20 protein-coding genes, 1 riboswitch and 1 other annotated feature are annotated in these 18,456 nt (G+C 49.6%); of the genes, 3 read left to right on the top strand and 17 right to left on the bottom strand.

Features of this window, described 5'->3' with window-relative positions; genetic code table 11:
- The first annotated feature begins 132 nt into the window (after positions 1 to 132).
- Positions 133 to 579 carry a MarR family winged helix-turn-helix transcriptional regulator gene (locus tag ACWJJS_RS07665; RefSeq protein WP_070081699.1) on the top strand — a complete coding sequence of 149 codons (447 nt, stop codon included), beginning with the start codon at positions 133 to 135 and terminating at the stop codon, positions 577 to 579.
- Positions 580 to 606: 27 nt separating this feature from the next.
- On the opposite strand, the gene ACWJJS_RS07660 is transcribed toward ACWJJS_RS07665, so the two are convergent.
- The 8 genes from ACWJJS_RS07660 to ACWJJS_RS07625 form a co-directional block, all read right to left on the bottom strand.
- The gene (locus ACWJJS_RS07660) at positions 607 to 1,032 is read right to left on the bottom strand and encodes an organic hydroperoxide resistance protein (protein ID WP_070081698.1); all 426 of its coding nucleotides are present in this window, start codon (positions 1,030 to 1,032) and stop codon (positions 607 to 609) included.
- A gap of 113 nt (positions 1,033 to 1,145) precedes the next feature.
- Complete coding sequence (gene proA, locus ACWJJS_RS07655; protein WP_278071782.1) at positions 1,146 to 2,393, bottom strand: glutamate-5-semialdehyde dehydrogenase; 1,248 nt, start codon at positions 2,391 to 2,393, stop codon at positions 1,146 to 1,148.
- The gene (proB, locus tag ACWJJS_RS07650) at positions 2,390 to 3,502 is read right to left on the bottom strand and encodes a glutamate 5-kinase (RefSeq protein WP_198863666.1); all 1,113 of its coding nucleotides are present in this window, start codon (positions 3,500 to 3,502) and stop codon (positions 2,390 to 2,392) included. The genes proA and proB overlap by 4 nt, the downstream gene beginning before the upstream one ends.
- Positions 3,503 to 3,571: 69 nt before the next feature.
- Positions 3,572 to 3,785 (bottom strand) — a binding site (T-box leader).
- An 86-nt stretch (positions 3,786 to 3,871) separates the two neighbouring features.
- Complete coding sequence (gene purU, locus ACWJJS_RS07645) at positions 3,872 to 4,774, bottom strand: formyltetrahydrofolate deformylase (protein ID WP_168237138.1); 903 nt, start codon at positions 4,772 to 4,774, stop codon at positions 3,872 to 3,874.
- A 73-nt stretch (positions 4,775 to 4,847) separates the two neighbouring features.
- On the bottom strand, positions 4,848 to 5,162 hold the full coding sequence (locus ACWJJS_RS07640; RefSeq protein ID WP_003154765.1) for a DMT family transporter: 315 nt from the start codon (positions 5,160 to 5,162) through the stop codon (positions 4,848 to 4,850).
- Positions 5,162 to 5,500: a DMT family transporter gene (locus ACWJJS_RS07635; RefSeq protein WP_071391946.1), complete on the bottom strand. Its 339-nt coding sequence runs from the start codon at positions 5,498 to 5,500 to the stop codon at positions 5,162 to 5,164. Before ACWJJS_RS07635 ends, ACWJJS_RS07640 begins: the two co-directional genes overlap by 1 nt.
- A 66-nt stretch (positions 5,501 to 5,566) precedes the next feature.
- A riboswitch (guanidine-I (ykkC/yxkD leader) is annotated at positions 5,567 to 5,675 on the bottom strand.
- 12 nt (positions 5,676 to 5,687) lie between these two features.
- On the bottom strand, positions 5,688 to 6,233 hold the full coding sequence (locus ACWJJS_RS07630; RefSeq protein ID WP_317461405.1) for a GNAT family N-acetyltransferase: 546 nt from the start codon (positions 6,231 to 6,233) through the stop codon (positions 5,688 to 5,690).
- Between the two features lie 99 nt (positions 6,234 to 6,332).
- Complete coding sequence (locus ACWJJS_RS07625; protein WP_003154772.1) at positions 6,333 to 6,851, bottom strand: acyl-CoA thioesterase; 519 nt, start codon at positions 6,849 to 6,851, stop codon at positions 6,333 to 6,335.
- 188 nt (positions 6,852 to 7,039) lie between these two features.
- Between ACWJJS_RS07625 and ACWJJS_RS07620 the strand changes: the two genes are divergently transcribed.
- Positions 7,040 to 7,900: a dimethylarginine dimethylaminohydrolase family protein gene (locus ACWJJS_RS07620; RefSeq protein WP_454023464.1), complete on the top strand. Its 861-nt coding sequence runs from the start codon at positions 7,040 to 7,042 to the stop codon at positions 7,898 to 7,900.
- Between the two features lie 70 nt (positions 7,901 to 7,970).
- Positions 7,971 to 9,020: a lactonase family protein gene (locus ACWJJS_RS07615; RefSeq protein ID WP_454023463.1), complete on the top strand. Its 1,050-nt coding sequence runs from the start codon at positions 7,971 to 7,973 to the stop codon at positions 9,018 to 9,020.
- 26 nt (positions 9,021 to 9,046) lie between these two features.
- Here the strand turns inward: ACWJJS_RS07615 and ACWJJS_RS07610 are convergent, their stop codons facing one another.
- From ACWJJS_RS07610 to ACWJJS_RS07570, 9 genes are all read right to left on the bottom strand, one after another.
- Positions 9,047 to 10,018, bottom strand: a complete 972-nt coding sequence (locus ACWJJS_RS07610; protein WP_007610864.1) for an ABC transporter ATP-binding protein — start codon at positions 10,016 to 10,018, stop codon at positions 9,047 to 9,049.
- Between the two features lie 3 nt (positions 10,019 to 10,021).
- Positions 10,022 to 10,921: a C40 family peptidase gene (locus ACWJJS_RS07605; protein WP_173612682.1), complete on the bottom strand. Its 900-nt coding sequence runs from the start codon at positions 10,919 to 10,921 to the stop codon at positions 10,022 to 10,024.
- A complete protein-coding gene (locus ACWJJS_RS07600; RefSeq protein WP_454023552.1) occupies positions 10,918 to 11,985 on the bottom strand; it encodes a dipeptide epimerase in 1,068 nt (355 codons plus the stop codon). Before ACWJJS_RS07600 ends, ACWJJS_RS07605 begins: the two co-directional genes overlap by 4 nt.
- A gap of 36 nt (positions 11,986 to 12,021) precedes the next feature.
- On the bottom strand, positions 12,022 to 12,957 hold the full coding sequence (locus ACWJJS_RS07595; protein WP_454023462.1) for a S66 peptidase family protein: 936 nt from the start codon (positions 12,955 to 12,957) through the stop codon (positions 12,022 to 12,024).
- A gap of 87 nt (positions 12,958 to 13,044) precedes the next feature.
- Positions 13,045 to 14,664, bottom strand: a complete 1,620-nt coding sequence (locus ACWJJS_RS07590) for a peptide ABC transporter substrate-binding protein (RefSeq protein WP_454023461.1) — start codon at positions 14,662 to 14,664, stop codon at positions 13,045 to 13,047.
- Positions 14,661 to 15,689, bottom strand: coding sequence for an ABC transporter ATP-binding protein (locus ACWJJS_RS07585; RefSeq protein ID WP_454023460.1), 1,029 nt, complete (start codon positions 15,687 to 15,689; stop codon positions 14,661 to 14,663). The genes ACWJJS_RS07590 and ACWJJS_RS07585 overlap by 4 nt, the downstream gene beginning before the upstream one ends.
- 5 nt (positions 15,690 to 15,694) lie before the next feature.
- Positions 15,695 to 16,642: an ABC transporter permease gene (locus ACWJJS_RS07580; RefSeq protein WP_003154782.1), complete on the bottom strand. Its 948-nt coding sequence runs from the start codon at positions 16,640 to 16,642 to the stop codon at positions 15,695 to 15,697.
- Between the two features lie 5 nt (positions 16,643 to 16,647).
- Positions 16,648 to 17,574 carry an ABC transporter permease gene (locus tag ACWJJS_RS07575; protein WP_044053133.1) on the bottom strand — a complete coding sequence of 309 codons (927 nt, stop codon included), beginning with the start codon at positions 17,572 to 17,574 and terminating at the stop codon, positions 16,648 to 16,650.
- Positions 17,575 to 17,588: 14 nt separating this feature from the next.
- Entirely contained in the window at positions 17,589 to 18,413 is an 825-nt protein-coding gene (locus ACWJJS_RS07570; RefSeq protein WP_007407248.1) for a M55 family metallopeptidase, read from the bottom strand.
- Between the last annotated feature and the right edge of the window lie 43 nt (positions 18,414 to 18,456).

Here is an 18,456-nt window from a genome sequence, read left to right as displayed (position 1 = left end):
TCAGCCTCCTCATTGTACTTACTGTATATATTGCCCCTGCTCATATTTTTAAACATGATTGCAATAGGAAATGGGCCGTTTTTCGGCTACAATAGGGGTAACGTTAACAAAAAAGAGTTGGTGAAAGAAGTAATGGCAGAAAAAGATTTTGAACATATGAAACTGGAGAATCAGCTTTGTTTTTTGCTGTACGCAAGCTCAAGGGAAATGACGAAACGGTACAAACCGCTGCTTGATAAGCTCAACGTAACTTATCCCCAGTATTTGACGCTGCTTTTATTATGGGAGCACGAAGAACTGAATGTGAAACGGATGGGTGAGCTTTTGCACCTGGATTCCGGAACGCTGACACCGATGCTGAAACGGATGGAGCAGCACGGAATCATCATGAGAAAGCGGTCGGCTGAAGACGAGCGATCCGTGACGATCAGGCTCACAGATGAAGGACGGGCCTTGCAGAATACAGCGGCGGATATCCCCATTGCCATGCTGGAACAGACGGGACTGTCAAAAGAGGAATTAAAGCAGGTAAAACAGTCGCTTTATGAGGTTTTGAAAACGCTGCACGGCAAAAAATAAGGATGCCCCGAATGGGCATCCTTATTTTTATTCTGCTGCCAGAAGCTTCACTTCAATATTTCCCGCTGTCGCTTTTGAATACGGGCAGACACCGTGCGCTTTTTGGATAAGGGCTTCAAGCTCCGGTTTCTCAATGCCGGAAGCTTTAACCTCAAGCGTAACGCCGAGTTTATATCCTTGGTCTCTTTCATCTTTCAGCAGACTGACATGCGCAGTGACCTCTGTTTCAATACTCAGACGCTCTTTTCTTGCTACGAGTTGAAGAGCGCTGTCAAAGCAGGCTGAATATCCTGCGGCAAACAGCTGTTCAGGGTTTGTAGCTTGTTCGAGCTTTTTTGCTCTTGGCGTTCCCGGCATGGCAACATCAAGATTCAGCGCCCCGTCAGAAGACGTGACTTTCCCTTCACGTCCGCCTGCGGCTGAAACGGTTGCAGTAAATAATGGTTTTGTCATGTAAATTCACCTCTATTATATTGTGTACAACTTAATTTTACAAAATATAATAGAAGCCGTCAATCTTTCCGCATAAAAAAAGCTTACCCTTTTTGAAGGATAAGCTTAAAAGATTATACCCGGATTTGTCCGTTTCCTTTGATGATGATTTTTGTAGATGTTAACGCCGGAAGTCCCATCGGCCCTCTCGCGTGAAGCTTTTGCGTGCTGATGCCGATCTCGGCTCCGTATCCGAATTCAAAACCGTCCGTAAACCGGGTTGAAGCATTATGATACACGGCGGCGGCGTCGACGGCGGTCTGGAAGTAAGCCGCATGCTCGGCGTTCTCCGTCAGAATGGCTTCTGAATGGTTTGTGCCGTACTGCTGAATGTGGCGGACCGCCTCCTGTACGTCCTGCACCGTTTTCACACTGAGAATCGGCGCCAGGTACTCCGCTCCCCAATCGGCTTCTTCTGCTTGTTTCGCTTGAGGCTCCAGCCCGCAAATCACCTGATCTCCTCGGAGCTCCACCCCTTTTTCTGTCAGCTGATTCAGCAGCTTTCGTCCGTGTTCTTCGGCCCATTTTTCATGAATCAAAAGAGATTCAATCGCATTGCAGACCGAAGGACGCTGTGTTTTGGCATTGATGACGACCTCGCTTGCCATTTGAGGATCTGCTGACTCATCTATGTACACGTGGCAATTGCCCGCTCCGGTTTCTAAAACGGGTACGGTTGATTCCCTGACCACAAGATCAATTAAATTTTTACCGCCGCGCGGGATCAATACATCCAGCCCGTCATTTAATGTAAAGAGCTGTTTGGCGGTTTCTTTGCTTGTATCTTCTATGAGCTGAACGGCATCAATCGGAAGCTTTGACAGCCCAAGTGCGCGCTTCATCACACTGACAAGCGCTATGTTGCTGTGGATGGCGGAAGAACTTCCTCTGAGCACAACCGCGTTTCCGGTTTTCAGACAGAGTGTGGCCGCGTCTACGGTAACGTTCGGTCTGGCTTCATAGATCATGCCTACTACTCCGAGAGGCACGCGGATTTTTTCAATGAATAATCCATTCTCTTTTTGAATGGTCTCCAATGATTCACCGACGGGATCTTCAAGACCGATTAACAGTTCCACAGCGTCCGCGATATCGAGCAGGCGTTTTTCATCAAGCGTCAGCCTGTCAATAATGTCAGGTGTCAATCCTCTTTTCCGTCCTGCTTCAATATCTTTCTGATTCTCTGTTAAAATCAGCTGCCGTTCATTTCTGAGTCCGTCTGCGATACATTGGAGCGCTTCGTTTTTTTCAGCCGTCGTTTTCATGACCATTTCGGCAGCGGCTTCTTTTGCCAAGGCTGCTTTTTGCAATACTTCACTCATTTGTTTTCCCCCTCGTCAAATAAATTCACCCAATCATCTCTGTGAATCACTTCCACCTGCTTCGTTCCTGAAAGCTGGTCGCTCCGCTTCCCTTTGGCTTCTAAAATTTCATCGGATGAGTACTGCGTCTGCCCTTTGCCGATAATGCCGCCGGGCCCTCTGACTTCCACTACGGCTCCTTTCGGAAAACTGCCGCAGACATCGGCGACGCCGGCCGGGAGTAGACTTGACCCGTTATGGATCATCGCCTGCTCCGCTCCCCCATCAATGATGATTTCCCCTGATATCGGAGAATGAAACATGATCCATTGCCGTGTATTATTCACTGAGGACAGATCTTTATCGCCGATATAAGTGCCGTCGCCTTTTCCGTCTAAAATCACCATCAGTTTTTCACGTCCGGAGCCGGTTCCGATAAACACCTTCACCCCGAGCGACAATGCGGTCTGAGCGGCGAGAAGTTTTGACTTCATGCCTCCGGTGCCGACCTTTGAGCCTGCTGACCCGGCATATCCGAGCAATTCAGGTGTGATGTCATTCAGATAGTCAAACCGCTTTGCGTCCGGGTTTTCATTCGGATTGGCATCGTACAGCCCGTTAATGTCTGTGAGAATCATTAATTGGTCTGCATGAATCAAACCGCTTACAAGCGCCGACAGCATGTCGTTATCACCGAACGTCAGCTCTTCGACTGATGTGGAATCATTCTCATTAATAATCGGCACGACGCCGCGCTCCAACAGTTCCATTACGGTGGCATAGGCATTTCTGTACCGCTCTCTTTTTGAGAAATCATTTCTTGTTAATAAAATTTGTGCCGGCGTCAGACCGTATCTTTTTAAATGGTCCATATATTGCTGCATTAAAAGCGTCTGGCCGACTGCGGCAGCTGCCTGCTTTCCTTTTATCGTAACGGGTCGCGACGGATAGCCGAGAGCGGAAAAACCCGCTGCCACCGCGCCTGAGGTAATGAGGATCACTTCATGCCCGTTTTCTTTTAATAAAGAAATGGCTTCCGTATGTTCCTTGATTTTTGCTTCATCAATACTTCCGTTACTGTTGGTGAGCGAGCTGCTCCCGATTTTCACAACAATTCTTTGTTTTTTCATCGTTTCTCCTCCGTGGCAATCAATCCAAACCGGCTCTCGTCAATAAAAAAAGCCCATTCCGTCCTGAAAAATAAGGACGAAATGGGCTTTCCGTGGTACCACCTTGTTTGAACGCGTTTTTCACGCGTCCCGCTTTCCTGTAACGCCAGGTTATCGCGCCTGAGTTTTCCCCTCAGGACTCCAAGGCAGGTTCGGCAGGTTTCATGCGGCAAAATGTTTCAGCGGGCCATTTTGCTCTCTGTCACAGAAAGTTCTGCGTACTGATCCTCTTCAACGCTCAATGATTTTTTTATATTATGCAAAGAAAACAGGTTCTTGTCAAGACATTTTCATCCATAAAAAACAGCCCGCCTCCCCGGCGGACCGTCATTAATTAAATACGATCGTTTTGTTTCCGTGAACGATGACGCGGTCTTCCAGATGCCATTTTACGGCTCTTGCCAACACGCTCCGCTCAATCGTTCTGCCGATATTCTTCAGATCCTCTGCGTGATCTCTGTGATCGACGCGTTCAATATCCTGTTCAATAATCGGCCCTTCGTCAAGATCGTCCGTCACATAGTGAGAGGTCGCGCCGATTAATTTCACTCCGCGCTCATAAGCCCGTTTATACGGATTAGCGCCGATAAAGGCCGGCAGAAATGAATGGTGGATGTTAATAATCCGATTCGGATGGGCAGATACAAATTCAGACGTCAAAATCTGCATGTAGCGGGCAAGAACGATCACATCAATCTTATACTGCTCCAGCAGTTCAAGCTGGCGCCGCTCAACTTCGGCGCGGATGTCTTTGTTAGCTTTCATGTAATGGAACGGAATATTCAGCGGCTCGACCACTTCTTTCGCCTCTTCATGGTTGCTGATGACGACCGCAATTTCGGCCATCATATTGCCGCTTTGCCATTCCCAAATGAGTTCATGAAGGCAGTGCAGCTCTTTGGATACAAAGATCGCCACTCGCTTCAGCTCACTTGCCAGAGAGAGGCTCCATGTCATGTTGAATGTCTGGGCGATTGAGGCGAACGCCTGCTTTAAATCCTCTTTTTTCTCACGAATGCCCTTGCAGTCGAATTCGATCCTGAGAAAAAAACGTCCGCCTTCAGGGTCAGTCGTATATTGATTTGATTCAATAATATTCGCGCCGTGTTCAAACAAAAACGCGGACACAGCCGATACAATTCCCGGCTGATCGGGGCAGCTGACAAGCAGGCGCCCTTTTTCCTCATTCCCGCGGCGGTATTCTTTCAGCCGCTGTGTCATATATGAATTCATCTGTTTTAATCCCTCGTATCTTCATAATTCGTAACTTATTATAGATTATACTGAAAATTTGATAAAAATCAATTTACGAAAGAATTTTCAGCCCTACGGCTGCGCACAAAATAAGCGCAATGAAAAAGATGCGCTTCGCATCCTTCTGCTCGCCGTAGAAAAGAATGCCGGCTAGTGCGCCGCCCGCCGTGCCGATACCGGTCCAGATCGCATAGGCCGTGCCCATCGCAATCGTCTCCATCGCATAAGAAAGCAGGGAAAAAGAAGCCGCAAATCCGACGATTATGAAGAGAATCCACTTGACTTTCTTTTCTTTTTGAAATTGATTCATTAAAATGACCCCGAGCATTTCACAAAGACCCGCGGCTATCAGGCTGATCCAATGCATTACGCCTTCTCCTCCTTCGTCTCAGGCTTATCCTGTGTGACCAGCTTTAATCCGATGACACCGATCAGCAAAACGCCGATCAGCACGATTTTCACCGGATCGGCCTGTTCTTTGAAAAGCAGGATTTCACTGAGCACGGTGCCCGCTGTCCCGAGTCCGGTAAAGACCGCATATACCGTTCCTACGGGCAGGCTGTCCGTCGCCTTGATTAATAGATAAAAACTGATGATGATTCCCGTAATCGTACCGCTCCACGTCAGTGCTGAATCAGCATGTTTCAGGCCGGTGACCCATACCACTTCAAATACGGCCGCTATGACCACTAAACCCCATTTCATGTTCTTCATCCTTTCTGTTTCCGGACAATACAAAAAGCCCGGAATAGTCGTCTCACATGAGATTGACTCTCCCGGGCTTTTTTCCCTCCGTGTGCATATGCGGGATATGTCCGCATATGTGTTTTCTCTCGGACCAGGCCATGTATGAACATGCGGAACCCTAGAAAACATGTCTGTTCGTATCATACTACATTTCGCCGAAACGTTCAACGTCAGATGTGATGTCAAATACCGTCAGCCGCCTCCCCCATTTGGTAACGGTCTCACCGGGCACCATGCCGATTTTTTCCGCGACGCGGACGGAGGCAGCGTTTTCCGGATCAATCAGCGCCGCTATGCGTCCGTATTGCTGCGTATGAAAACCGTAGTCCAGACAGGCGTTCGCCGCCTCTGTCGCATAGCCGCAGCCCCAGCGGCGGCGGGCAAACATATAGCCGATTTCCATCAAAGTGTTTCCGCTTATCGTCTGCGGAACGATTCCGCATTGACCGAGAAATGCGCCCGTCTCTTTATCCTCTGCGATCCAAAGACTGACGCCGTATCCTGCGGCCAATCGTTTGTTCCAGGCAATCCATTCCTTCGTTTCCCGTCTGCTTTTAAGAGAAGGATAATATTTCATGACCTCTCTGTCGGTAAACAGCCCGTACAAATTGTCTTCATCGTCATCCCGCATAGTCCGCAGACGGATACGCCCGGTTGTCAGGATGGTGCCGGAAGACTTATGTTTCATCATGCACGCCACGTCTCCTTTCCCTGTAATAAATTATGGACCCGGCAGGAAAAGTCCTTTTTCAGCATAAAAAAACCGCTTTTTAAAAAAGCGGTTTGACGATTACCAAGGCTTATCTGTTCCGAGCGCCTCGGCCAGGGCCTTGCTGTGTTTTAAGCGGTTTTTTCGTTCTCCGGCGCGCTGTACGGCCGTATTGTGAAGCATGATTTCTTCCTCGGTTTCCGGCACGATTCGCGGAACGGGCACCGATTTCCCATTTGAATCGAGCGCGACGAATGTCAGAAACGACGTTGCCGCAAGCTCGCGTTCACCCGTCATCAGGTGTTCTTTAATGACTTTGACAAACACCTCCATAGAGGATGTGCCGACCCACGTGACGTAAGATTCAAGACATACGGAATCCTGTTGGCCGATCGGGCGCAAAAAATCTACAGAATCCATTGAGGCCGTGACTGTTTCACACCGGCAGTGGCGGGCCGCGGAAATTGAAGCGATATCATCAATATAGCTCATCAGCTTTCCGCCAAACAGCGTATTGTGATTATTCGTATCAAGCGGAAAAACCCTGCTTGTCTTGACAACCCTTGTTTCTTTGCAAAATCTTGATTCTGGCAACTTCATATGATTTAAACTCCCCTTTGGTGTCTGGTCGTTTTGACATTTCATCTGTACCCTATTAAACAATACTTTGATCGTTTTGTCTAAAATTTTAAATATTAAGTTGGTTAGATATTCTATCAGAAATGTTTCATTATTCATCACATCCGGGAATAATAAACGCACATTGAATACCGATAGGAGGATATCACATGGACGTATCCATTCCCAAATCCACGCGGAAACCGGCTTGCCGCAGTGAGTTTGATGCTTTGCAGACAGTCATCTTATGCCGGCCGGAACACATGACCATCAAGGATATTATTAACGGAACGCAGAAACATTTCCAACAAGAAAATATTAACATACCCGTTGCCCTCAAACAGCATAGTGAGTTTATTGACATTTTAAGATCTCATCAGATTGAAGTCGTCCTGCTGCCTGCCGATCCCGCATTGCCTGAGCAGGTATTCACCCGGGATATCGGATTTGTCTTAGGCGAGACGGCGTTTATTTCAAACATGGCGGCTTCAGTCCGGCAGGGAGAAGAAAAAGTGTTTCAAGACCTGCTTGACGATAAGAAAATCCCTTATACGCAACTGAAAAAAGCGAACATTGAAGGCGGCGACATCTTGATCGCAGACGGCACCGTTTACGCCGGGCTGAGCAAGCGCACGGATAAAGCGGCTGTCCGGGAGCTGCGGGAGGCGCTGCCGGAGATGAATGTTGTGCCGATCCCTCTCAAGGAGGATTTCTTACATTTGGACTGTGTATTTAATATGATCTCGGAAACGGAGGCGCTATACTGCAAAAATGGCTTGCGGCAGAAAGAAATTGATCTTCTCGCCGAACGTTTTGAGATGATAGAAGTGCCTGAAGAAGAGCAATTCACGCTCGGCCCGAATATCCTGTCCATCGGGAATCAGACAATTATCAGCCTGCCGCAGCACCGTCATACGAACCGCGAGCTCAGAAAAAGAGGTTATACGGTCATCGAAACCGAGTTTTCCGAAATTATCAAATCAGGCGGTTCCTTCCGCTGCTGCACCTTGCCGCTTGTCAGAACATCTTAAACATTTACAAGGCAGTTTCCTTCAAGATACGTTAATATAGAGAAGACAAGACTCTAAAGGGGGAAACCGAATGGCTAAGTACATAGGATACGCGGGAACATATACAAAAGGCGGAAGCGAAGGCATTTATTGTTTTGAACTTGATACAGAAGCGAAAAGGCTCAGCCGGCCGAAGCTGGCAGCAAAGCTCGGCAACCCGACATACGTCACTCCGAATTCTGATAACAGCATGCTGTATTCCATTGAAAAGGCAGACGGAAAAGGCGGCGTCGCAGCCTATCAGATTCATCAGAACAGCGGGGAATTAACGTTTGTAAACCACCAGCTGATTGAAGGCCCTTCTCCATGCCACGTCAGCATTGATGATAAAAATGAATATGTGTTAACCGCTAATTACCACAGCGGAAAAGTGCACGCCTTTCCCGTCAATGAGGATGGAAGTCTGCAGGAGCCGGCTGCCGAAGCCGCTCATACGGGAACAGGTCCTCATGAAAGACAAGAGAAACCGCATACCCATTTCGCAGGCTATACACCAGAGCATAACTACATTGCAGCCGTCGATTTAGGGACGGATACGCTGTATACGTACCAAATGAAAAACGGTTCGCTCACAGAGGTGAAAACTCACTCTTTCGCACCGGGTTCAGGGCCGCGCCACATCGTTTTCCATCCGGCGGAAAAATACGCCTATGTCATGACGGAAATCAGCAATGAAGTCATCGCGCTTGAATACAACCCGACCTTAGGTGAATTCAGAGAGCTGCAGGTCATTTCCGCTTTGCCTGAAGGCTTTACGGACAAATCGCAAGGCAGCGCAATCCGCATATCTAAAGACGGCAGATTTCTTTATGCCGCCAACCGCGGACATGACAGCATCGCCATCTTTAAGATCAACCAATATTCCGGTGAATTGTCTCTTATTGAATGGGTGCCGACAGAAGGCAACTGGCCGCGTGATTTCGCGTTTGACCCTTCCGAGACATTCCTTGTCGCGTCAAACGAAGAAACGGGAAATCTGGTTTTGTTTGAACGCGATCCGGAAACAGGCAAATTGACTCTGCTTCAATCTGACATTCCGGTTCCGTATCCGGTCTGCGTGTCATTTCTGCATCAGGTTTAATCAAAAAGAAAGCTGACATTATATTGTCAGCTTTCTTTTTTGTATAAATGGCAGGCGACAAAACGCCCCGCCTTCACTTCTTCAAGCTCAGGCGTTATCTTACCGCAGAGCTCCATCGCTTCAGGACACCGCGTCCTGAATACACAGCCGCTCGGCGGGTTAAGGGGGCTCGGCAGCTCCCCTTTCAGAATAATCCGTTCACGCTTGTCCTCAAGAAGCGGATCAGGAATCGGGATTGAGGATAAAAGCGCCTTCGTATAAGGGTGAAGCGGTTCCCGGTAAAGCGCAGCGCTTTCTGTAATTTCCATCATGCGGCCCAAATACATCACGCCGATCCGGTCGCTGATATGCTTGACCATTGATAAATCGTGGGCGATGAATAAAAATGTCAGCCCTTTCTCTTTCTGAAGCCTTTTTAATAGGTTGACGACCTGAGCCTGTACCGACACATCCAGCGCGGAAATCGGCTCATCCGCCACGATAAATTCAGGATGCAGAGAGAGCGCTCTGGCAATTCCGATTCTCTGCCTCTGTCCGCCGCTGAATTCGTGGGGATACCGGCTGCCGAAATCGGGATGGAGCCCGACAGCTTCAAGCAGTTCATCCGCCATCATCAGACGGGCTTTTCTTGTATTGTAAAGATTGTGGATTTCCATCGGCTCCATAATAATTTCCCTTACGGTCAGGCGCGGATTTAACGAGGCGTAAGGGTCTTGGAAAATCATCTGCAGCTTGCGGAAGAAGACCGACCGCTGTTCTGCCGCGGCACGGTGTATATCCGTCCCTTCATATGATACCGAACCGGCCGTCGGGTCATACAGACGGAGAATAACTCTTCCGAGCGTCGATTTACCGCATCCCGATTCTCCGACAAGTCCGAATGTTTCCCCTCTTTTAATGTGAAAACTGACACCGTCGACTGCTTTTACGGCTTTCTTTCTTCCTGCGTCAAAATGCATTTTCAGCCCGCTGACTTCAAGGAGCGGAGATGCCGTCATTTTCTATTCCCCCTTTTCGCTTATACAGCGGCGTACGGTGCATAATTCTTTTTCATAGATCGTTCCTTCCAAAGACAGCACTTCGATTGTTTTTCCCGTTTTCGGGGAGTGCAGCATTCGGCCGTCTCCCAGCGCCAACCCGACATGGTGAATCGCGCCTTTTCCTTCTCCATAGGCGAAAAACAAAAGGTCAGCCGGCCGGATATCGTTTACCGCCGCGCCGCACCCGGCTTTTGCTTGGTCCTTTGCATCACGGGGAAGGGTATAGCCGTTTGCTTTAAATATCGAATACATAAACCCGGAACAGTCAAACCCGAAACCGCTCAGTCCTCCCCATAAATACGGAAGCCCGAGAAACATCATGCCCGTTTCGATGACATCGGCTGCCCGTCCTTCCGTATGCCGGCACTCGTCTGCGTCAGCTTCATTTACGAACCGTTCTCCGAGAGGCGTCACAACCCGAAAAAAGCCGTTCTCACGTCCTGATGCCGGAAGACGCGTTAAGAAACTTACTTCCAAGTCCGGTTCGCCGTTTGTGTGATATAAAAAAGCTGTCGGTTTGGTAATCCATACGGCGGGGGAAGATGTATAAAAGCCGTCTTTTGAAAGCTGGCTTTTTTTCATCCAGCCCGGATATCCGCGCGCATCCTTGTTTGAAGGCTGGCCGGGAACGGCAACAAAAGCCCATTCCCCTTCCTCTTTGAGAATGATCACCTCTTCCCCGAAAAGCGCTTGCGTTTGGACAAGGTTGTCTGTACATAATTGCAGCCGCTCTTCATATCCCATAGACGCTAACCATTTTCTGATCTGCGGCGGGTTTTCAAGCATCGGCGCATCATACGAACGGGGAGATGACGGCAGCGTCCATACGTTGGCTGCCGCCGCAAAAACGGCTGCTCTCATCTTTTCGCCTCCTCTTGTATCGACACACCGATAATGCCGAGACCCGGTTCATCGGGAATCGTAATCTGACTGCCGCTGTATGTGATGCCGCCTTTAATCAAATCATCTTTCAGCATAAGCGGCGCATCAAAATCAAACCTTGTCACATTCCGTTTGCCCGCGGCAAAATGAGCCGCGGCGGTGATGCCGAGCTTGGTCTCAATCATGCTGCCGACCATGCATTCCACGCCGCATGTTTCGGCCATCGCATTGATTGTTTCCGCCTGCTTTATGCCGCCCGCTTTCATCAGCTTAATATTGATTAAATCGGCGCTTCTCGTCTGCAGCACGCAAAAGGCCTGACGGGGGGTAAAGACGCTCTCATCCGCCATAATCGGCGTGTCTACGGCATCGGTGACCTGCTTCAGCCCGGCGATATCGTCTTTATGAACAGGCTGCTCGACCAGCTCAATGCCGAGGCCGGCGTCTTCCATCTTTCGGATCGCAGTCACGGCTTCTTTCGGCGTCCAGCCTTGGTTGGCGTCCAATCTCAGTTTGACGTTACCGCCGACACGTGATCTGATCGCCTGAATCCGGGCAACATCGTCCGATATGTCACCTATGCCGACTTTTATCTTTAAAATATGAAATCCCTTGTTCACATAGCGGTCTGCATCCCCCGCCATCTCCTCAGGAGAATTGACGCTGACGGTAAAATCTGTTTCCAGTGTATTCCGATAGCCGCCGAGAAGCCGGTAAAGCGGCTGTCCGTGCATTTGCGCCCATCCGTCATATACAGCCATATCCACCGCGGCTTTTGCGCTTTGATTTCTTTCCAACAGCCGGCTGATATCATACAAAACAGCTTCCATGCCGGAAAGGCTCCGCCCCAAGAGAGCAGGCTTCAGCACATCGCGGACGGCGCTTTCAATACCGTCCGTGCTGTCGCCTGTAATGACAACCGTCGGCGGCGCCTCGCCCCAGCCGGTCAGACCGTTGTCAAATGTGAGCTTCACAATGACCGATTCAGCATTGTAAACCGTGCGCAAAGCGGTCTTAAACGGCTTTTTCAGCTGCACGGACATCCGTCCCGTTTGAATATCTGTAATCCTCACGCCTGATCACTCCCTTCCGGAAACCCCCGATTCAATCGTTACCGCTTTGGCCGCCGTATCCATAACTGCGCGGGCTCCGATCGGAACGGCGAAGCTCGGTGAACAATGGCCGATTTTAAAGCCTTTGAGCGCGGGCTTCCCTGATTTGACAATGTAATCGTTCAGCACTTGCTCTAAAGTAAGCGACTTTTCTTTATGCTTCGGTTCGCATTGGTGAAAATCACAGACCAGGATTCCGGCTGCGTCTGACAGTTTTCCGGCCATCTTTAATTGATTCAGCATTCTGTCGATTTGATACGGCTCCTCATCAATATCCTCGATAAACAGCAATTTGTCTTTCGTATCAATTTCAAACGGCGTGCCGAGTGTGGACGTAATGAGCGACAGATTGCCGCCCGCAAGCTCTCCCTCGGCCCTTCCGCCTGTCAGCACCTCCAGCGGAGAAATGTCCTCTGTATAGGTGAATTCCGTTTCTGTAAAAATCTGATGATACGACGCTTTTGTCAGGGGATCAGCATCTTCAAGCCCGACATCCGTGCTCAGCATCGGGCCGTGAAATGTGACGAGCCCCGTATTTTGATGAATGGCGGTATGTAAAAACGTAATATCGCTGTATCCCCAGAAAATTTTCGGATTGCGGCGGATTAAGCCGAAATCGATGTCGGCGGCTATGCGGCCCGTGCCGAATCCTCCGCACGCGCATATCACCGCTTTGACATTCTGATCACTAAACATATCATGGAGATCATTGAGGCGCGCCCGGTCTTCTCCCGCCAAATAGCCGTGACGGGTCTTCAGCGCCCGGCCGAGTTTCACTTGAAGGCCAAGCTCATTCTCTAAAAACAGAAGCGCGGTTTGCAGCGTCCCGCTCTCAGGCGGGCTTGCGGGTGCAATCACACCGACCGTGTCGCCTTTTTGCAGTGCTTTCGGTTTATGGTTCATGACTTTTTCAATCTCCTTTCCGGATTGAAAAGTGAAACACGCCGCTCCTTTAACGGCAAAAGAGCGGCATATGTTTCCGCTGTAAGATCAGGACTTTTCCGCCCATTTCAGATCAATGTACCCGACGGGGTGCCGGACAATGCCCTTCACGCCGCTGTTCTGCAGATGCACCTGATTGTAAAAGTAAATCGGAATGATCGGAACCTCGTTCATGAGCAGCTTTTCCGCTTTATGCATGAGCGCAAAACGTTTTTTGGCATCGGCTTCCTGTTTTGCCTGCTTGATGCAGCCGTCGTATGCCGCGCTGCCCCAGCCGGTGCGGTTCATGGAATTATCCGTTTGGAAAGCCTCAAGAAAACTGATCGGATCTGCGTAATCCGGTAAAAATGAGCTTTGAGAGAACTGGAACTTCAGTCCTTTCTGCTCTTCTAAAAAGACGTTCCATTCCATATTGGCGAGCTTAACGTCTATACCGAGCACACTTTTGAGCTTCTGCTGAATCGCTTCCGCTATTTTCTTATGCTCCGGTTTTGTGCTGTATGTCAATGTAACGGCGGGCAGCTTGTCATAATGCTCTTCTGCCATGCCTTTTTCCAGCAGTTTTTTGGCTTCTGATTCATCCGGAGTTAGTAAACTGCCGCCCGCTTCGCGGAAATCTTTCCCGTCAGGCTGAGTAAATCCCGGGGATACAAAGGCATGTGCCGGCTTTTCACTGTTTTTGGTCACATAATCCGTGATTTCTTTCTGATTAATCGCTGCCGCGAACGCTTTTCTGATCTTTTCATTTTGAAACGGCTCCATTTTAACGTTAAAACGATAGAAATAGAGTCCGGCCTGATCCCACGTGCGGACATTTTTTCCTCCCATCAGCTGCTCGCTCAGCTCTGCCGGCACAAAGGCAGTATCCAAATCCCCCGACTGGAACATCTGATAGTCGGTATTCCGGTCACTGACCATCGCCCATGTGACTTTATCCAGTTTCACCGTCTTTTTATCCCAATACGTCTCGTTTTTGACCATCGTCATGCTGTCGTCATGCTTCCATTCCGTCAGTTTGAACGGCCCGTTGCCGACAAAAGTTTTTGCTTCAGTGAACCATTTCGGATCAGCCTTGGCGACCTTCTCATTAATCGGGAAATACGCCGGATTGGACACGACGCTCAAAAAATAATCCTGCGGGGCCGCCAATGTGACGACAAGCGTTTTTTTATCCTTTGCCGTGACTTTCACGCCTTCTTGTTTGCCTTTTCCGCTGTTAAATTCTTCTCCGCCTTTGATCATGTAGCCGAGAAAAGCGGAAGATGCGCCCGTTTTCGGATCGAGCATCCGCTTCCAGGCGTACACGAAGTCTTCCGCCGTGACGGGATCGCCATTTGTCCATTCGGCGTTATCACGGATATTGAAGGTATATGTCAGCTTATCAGCGGACACCTCCCAGCTTTCCGCCATGGCCGGTTCGGGCTTATTATCTTTTCCGAGCCTCGTCAATCCTTCCATGATGTTATTCAGCGGCTGCCAGGAAACATTATTAAATCCGATCGGCGGATCAAGTGAGGTCGGCTCATTTTCGTTATTGAGCCGCAGCACCGTCTCACCCCCCTGTTCTTTTGCTTTGCCGGGTTCTGTCCCCGCCTGTTCATTGGCTGTACAGCCCATCAGAGCAAACGAAACAACAGCAATCACACCAATCGCCCATCTCTTTTTCATTTCAATCCCCCTTTTTCCTCTGCTGCCGTCAGCTGCTGCTTCAGCCGCTCTGCACGGTGATCCTGAAGCCAGCAGTTGACGATATGGCTTTTGGATTTCACGGTTGTTGCCGGGTATACCTTTTCACAGACGATCATCCTGTCCGGGCAGCGGGCGGCAAACGGGCAGCCCGGCGGCGGATCGAATAAATCAGGCGGCGTCCCGTCAATCGGCGAAAGCTCACTATCTTCCATATCCAGCCGCGGCACTGAACGAAGCAGCCCCTTTGTGTATGGATGAGCCGGGCGGTAAAAAATATCATGCCTCGTGCCGATTTCGGCGATTTTCCCCGCATACATGACGGCGACTCTGTCGGCGGTCTGAGCGACGACGCCGAGATCATGGGTGATCAGAATAATAGACACGCCTGTTTTTCTTTGAATCTTCTTAAATAATTCAAGGATTTGTGCTTGAATCGTCACATCAAGAGCCGTTGTCGGTTCATCGGCGATCATAATTTCCGGCTCGCAGATCAGAGCCATCGCGATCACGATCCGCTGCCGCATGCCCCCGCTTAATTGGTGGGGGTACTGCTTCAGGCGGGATTTCGAGTCCGGGATACCGACCAGATCCAGCATGGCGAGAACCTCGGATTCAGCTTGTTTTCTTGTCATGGCGCGGTGTTCAAACAGCGCTTCTGAAAGCTGATCCCCTATGGTCAAAGTCGGATTGAGCGCCGTCATCGGGTCCTGAAAAATCATAGAAATATCGCGCCCCCGGATTCCCCGCATTTCCCGATCCGACATTCGGCAAAGGTCTTTCTGTTTAAATTGTATGCTTCCGGATTCAATCTTTGCCGAATGTTTCGGAAGAAGACCCATCACGGCTTGTGACGTCACGCTTTTTCCGCATCCCGATTCACCGACGATCGCAAACGTTTCACCTTTATATAAATCGAAGCTGACGCCTCTTACGGCTTTTACAGTGCCTCCGTATGTTGAAAAAGTAACATGCAGATTTTGAACGGAAAGAACTTGCTGCGCCATTTTTCCTACCTCCTCAGTTTCGGGTCTAACGCGTCCTGCAAGCCGTCTCCAAGCACGTTAAACGCGTACATCGTTAAGGAAATGAAAAAAGCGGGAAAAAACAGCCGCCACCAATGGCCTGATAAAATCGCCGGCAGCCCGTCATTTGCCATGACTCCCCAGCTTGCAAACGGCGCCTGAATGCCGAGTCCGAGAAAACTTAAAAATGATTCCGCAAAAATCGCCGCCGGCACCGTCAGCGTCATTTGGACAATAATGGCTCCCATCGTATTCGGCAGCAGATTTTTCTTAATGATCCGAAATGTTTTCGCTCCAAATGTTTTCGATGCCAATACGTGTTCATCATGCTTCATCCTCAGCACCTGCCCTCTCACAATCCGCGCCATGCCGACCCATCCCGTCACTGTCAGAGCGACGATAATGGAACTGAGCCCCGGCCCCATCAGCACCATTAACAAAATGACAACGAGCAGATAAGGCAAACCGTAGAGAACCTCGATGATTCTCATCATGGCGCTGTCTGTCCGGCCCCCTTTGTAGCCGGCGACGCCTCCGTAGATAACGCCGATCAAAAAGTCGATCAGTGCCGCCATCACACCGACAAATAAAGAGATTCTCGCTCCGTACCACGTTCTTGTAAACACGTCCCGGCCAAGTTCATCGGTTCCGAACCAGTGTGAAAAAGACGGCGGAAGATTCTGCTCGGCGAGCGTCTGCCTCGTCACGCTGTGCGGTGATATCAGCGGGCCGAACACAGCCGATAGAAACAGGCAGCATAATATCACAAGTCCGGCCATCGCCAATTTGTTCTTTTTAAGCCGCCGCCACGCATCCTGACTGTAAGACAGGCTCGGACGCTTGACCGACTCGGTTTCACCCTTTCTTTCCGCGCCCGGCTGAAACCAGTCATCAGGCACTTCTGTGTGTTTTACCGTTTCTTGCGGGAGATTCATCAGGATCACCCTTTCTTATGAAGTTTTATGCGCGGATCTAACAGGCCGTATGCCAAATCAACCAGAAACAGCAGGACGATCAGAATCACACTGTAAAATACGGTCGTTCCCATGATGACCGGGTAATCACGCTGATTGATGCTTTCTACGAAATATTTGCCCATTCCCGGTATGGCAAAAATTTTCTCGATGACGAAACTGCCCGTTAAAATACTTGCGGCAAGCGTCCCGAGCACTGTCACAACAGGCATAAGAGCGTTTTTCAATGCGTGTTTGATCACAATTTTGACGGGAGAAAGCCCCTTTGCTTTTGCCGTGCGGATGTAATCCTGAGTCAGCACTTCGGCCATGCTTGATCTTGTCAGCCGCGCGATAATGGCCATGGGACCGACGGCAAGCGCAACAGTCGGCAGAACCATGTGAACGGGACTCGTCCAGGTAGCTGCCGGAAACCATTTCAGATGAACCGCAAATTGCTGAATCAGCAGCGTAGCCATAATAAAATTCGGAATGGAAATCCCGAGCACCGCAAGGCTCATGGCCGCATAATCGAGAAAGCCGCCGCGCCTGAGAGCGGCCGTTATGCCGAGCGCGAGTCCGGAAATCACAGCGATGATGATCGCCGTTATCCCAAGCTCGAAGGAAACCGGAAATCCGCGTTCAAGCATGGCGTTTACACTGTCTGACGGTTTTTTGATTGAAGGACCGAAATCAAAGGTAAGAATGGATTTTAGATAGATGGCGTATTGAGTGATAAGAGGTTCGTTCAGATGGTAGTAGGATTCAAGATTTCGCTGGACCGCTTCGTTTGTGCCCCGCTCTTCGTTAAAAGGCGAGCCGGGTATCACTTTCATCATGACAAATGTCAGAGTGGTGATGACGAGGACGGTCATAATCATGGCGATAAAACGTTTGATAAAATACCGCAGCAATGCCGTTCACCCCTTTAACAGAATGTTGTTCTCATGGCGAGTTCTGTCATGACGAGCATGGCCTGATAGGCTTCCGGCATGTCTTTTGCCTGAAATTGAACGATTGTCGTTCCCGGGATGATTTCTGTGCCCGGCATTAAATGGGCCCATTCAGCCTGTCCGTAATTGGCAAATTCAATGCCTAATACAGGTCTTTCAGGCGGAGTCAGCGGTTTGACCTTATCTTTATTTTTGAGCGCATAGGCTGTTTTTTCCGTCAGGAGCCGTCCGGCTTTTTGAGGGGACAGGCATTTGACCGCAGTTCTTGAAATGGTTTGTTTGACGGCGGCAGTCGTCACATTTGGGATCAGCTCCTCCGCCTCTTTTGCGGCGCAATCATCTCCGGCAGCCATGATGACCGGTACATCGTAAAATCCGGCGAGATAGGCATTTAACCCCAGTTCACCGACCGGCTTATCATTTATGTAAAAGTGGCGGACGCCGAATATCATGCTGTGCGACATGACGCCCGGCATCGACGCTCTCGCATGATAGCCGATAAACATCACACCTGAATACGATTCATCAAGCCCCTGCATCATGGAAAACGGCTTGACATCCCCCGTAATCAGCTCTGCCTCAGGGTGAAGCTTTTCCGCGAGCAGATTATTCATCTTTGAGTGGCTGTCATTCACGGTCACTTCCGTGCATCCGTTATTAAACGCTTCTGCGATGCACCAGTTTGCTTCTTCGGTCATCAGAACCCTGCCGCGCTCATAATTGTGCATGCGGGAATTGACAAATGTTTCATCAGGCAGTCCGGAAATCCCTTCCATATCCACAGATAGATACAGTTTCATGTAATGCCTCCTTTTTTACTTAAAATTTCGATATTAAATTATG

Source organism: Bacillus sp. JK106, assembly GCF_053663355.1.
Note: the sequence above shows the minus strand (reverse complement) of the source record. Positions and strands in the feature narration are given on the sequence as shown.

What these genes read in the sequence shown, in the direction of transcription:
- proA (WP_278071782.1), bottom strand. Translation starts at nt 2,393, where the DNA reads ATGAGTGAAGTATTGCAAAAAGCAGCCTTGGCAAAAGAAGCCGCTGCC.
- ACWJJS_RS07635 (WP_071391946.1), bottom strand. Translation starts at nt 5,500, where the DNA reads ATGAAATGGGGTTTAGTGGTCATAGCGGCCGTATTTGAAGTGGTATGG.
- ACWJJS_RS07570 (WP_007407248.1), bottom strand. Translation starts at nt 18,413, where the DNA reads ATGAAACTGTATCTATCTGTGGATATGGAAGGGATTTCCGGACTGCCT.
- ACWJJS_RS07600 (WP_454023552.1), bottom strand. Translation starts at nt 11,985, where the DNA reads ATGTCCGTGCAGCTGAAAAAGCCGTTTAAGACCGCTTTGCGCACGGTT.
- ACWJJS_RS07625 (WP_003154772.1), bottom strand. Translation starts at nt 6,851, where the DNA reads ATGAAGTTGCCAGAATCAAGATTTTGCAAAGAAACAAGGGTTGTCAAG.
- ACWJJS_RS07580 (WP_003154782.1), bottom strand. Translation starts at nt 16,642, where the DNA reads ATGAATCTCCCGCAAGAAACGGTAAAACACACAGAAGTGCCTGATGAC.
- ACWJJS_RS07630 (WP_317461405.1), bottom strand. Translation starts at nt 6,233, where the DNA reads ATGATGAAACATAAGTCTTCCGGCACCATCCTGACAACCGGGCGTATC.
- ACWJJS_RS07605 (WP_173612682.1), bottom strand. Translation starts at nt 10,921, where the DNA reads ATGAGAGCAGCCGTTTTTGCGGCGGCAGCCAACGTATGGACGCTGCCG.
- proB (WP_198863666.1), bottom strand. Translation starts at nt 3,502, where the DNA reads ATGAAAAAACAAAGAATTGTTGTGAAAATCGGGAGCAGCTCGCTCACC.
- ACWJJS_RS07610 (WP_007610864.1), bottom strand. Translation starts at nt 10,018, where the DNA reads ATGACGGCATCTCCGCTCCTTGAAGTCAGCGGGCTGAAAATGCATTTT.
- ACWJJS_RS07620 (WP_454023464.1), top strand. Translation starts at nt 7,040, where the DNA reads ATGGACGTATCCATTCCCAAATCCACGCGGAAACCGGCTTGCCGCAGT.
- ACWJJS_RS07595 (WP_454023462.1), bottom strand. Translation starts at nt 12,957, where the DNA reads ATGAACCATAAACCGAAAGCACTGCAAAAAGGCGACACGGTCGGTGTG.
- ACWJJS_RS07585 (WP_454023460.1), bottom strand. Translation starts at nt 15,689, where the DNA reads ATGGCGCAGCAAGTTCTTTCCGTTCAAAATCTGCATGTTACTTTTTCA.
- ACWJJS_RS07660 (WP_070081698.1), bottom strand. Translation starts at nt 1,032, where the DNA reads ATGACAAAACCATTATTTACTGCAACCGTTTCAGCCGCAGGCGGACGT.
- purU (WP_168237138.1), bottom strand. Translation starts at nt 4,774, where the DNA reads ATGAATTCATATATGACACAGCGGCTGAAAGAATACCGCCGCGGGAAT.
- ACWJJS_RS07615 (WP_454023463.1), top strand. Translation starts at nt 7,971, where the DNA reads ATGGCTAAGTACATAGGATACGCGGGAACATATACAAAAGGCGGAAGC.
- ACWJJS_RS07640 (WP_003154765.1), bottom strand. Translation starts at nt 5,162, where the DNA reads ATGCATTGGATCAGCCTGATAGCCGCGGGTCTTTGTGAAATGCTCGGG.
- ACWJJS_RS07665 (WP_070081699.1), top strand. Translation starts at nt 133, where the DNA reads ATGGCAGAAAAAGATTTTGAACATATGAAACTGGAGAATCAGCTTTGT.
- ACWJJS_RS07590 (WP_454023461.1), bottom strand. Translation starts at nt 14,664, where the DNA reads ATGAAAAAGAGATGGGCGATTGGTGTGATTGCTGTTGTTTCGTTTGCT.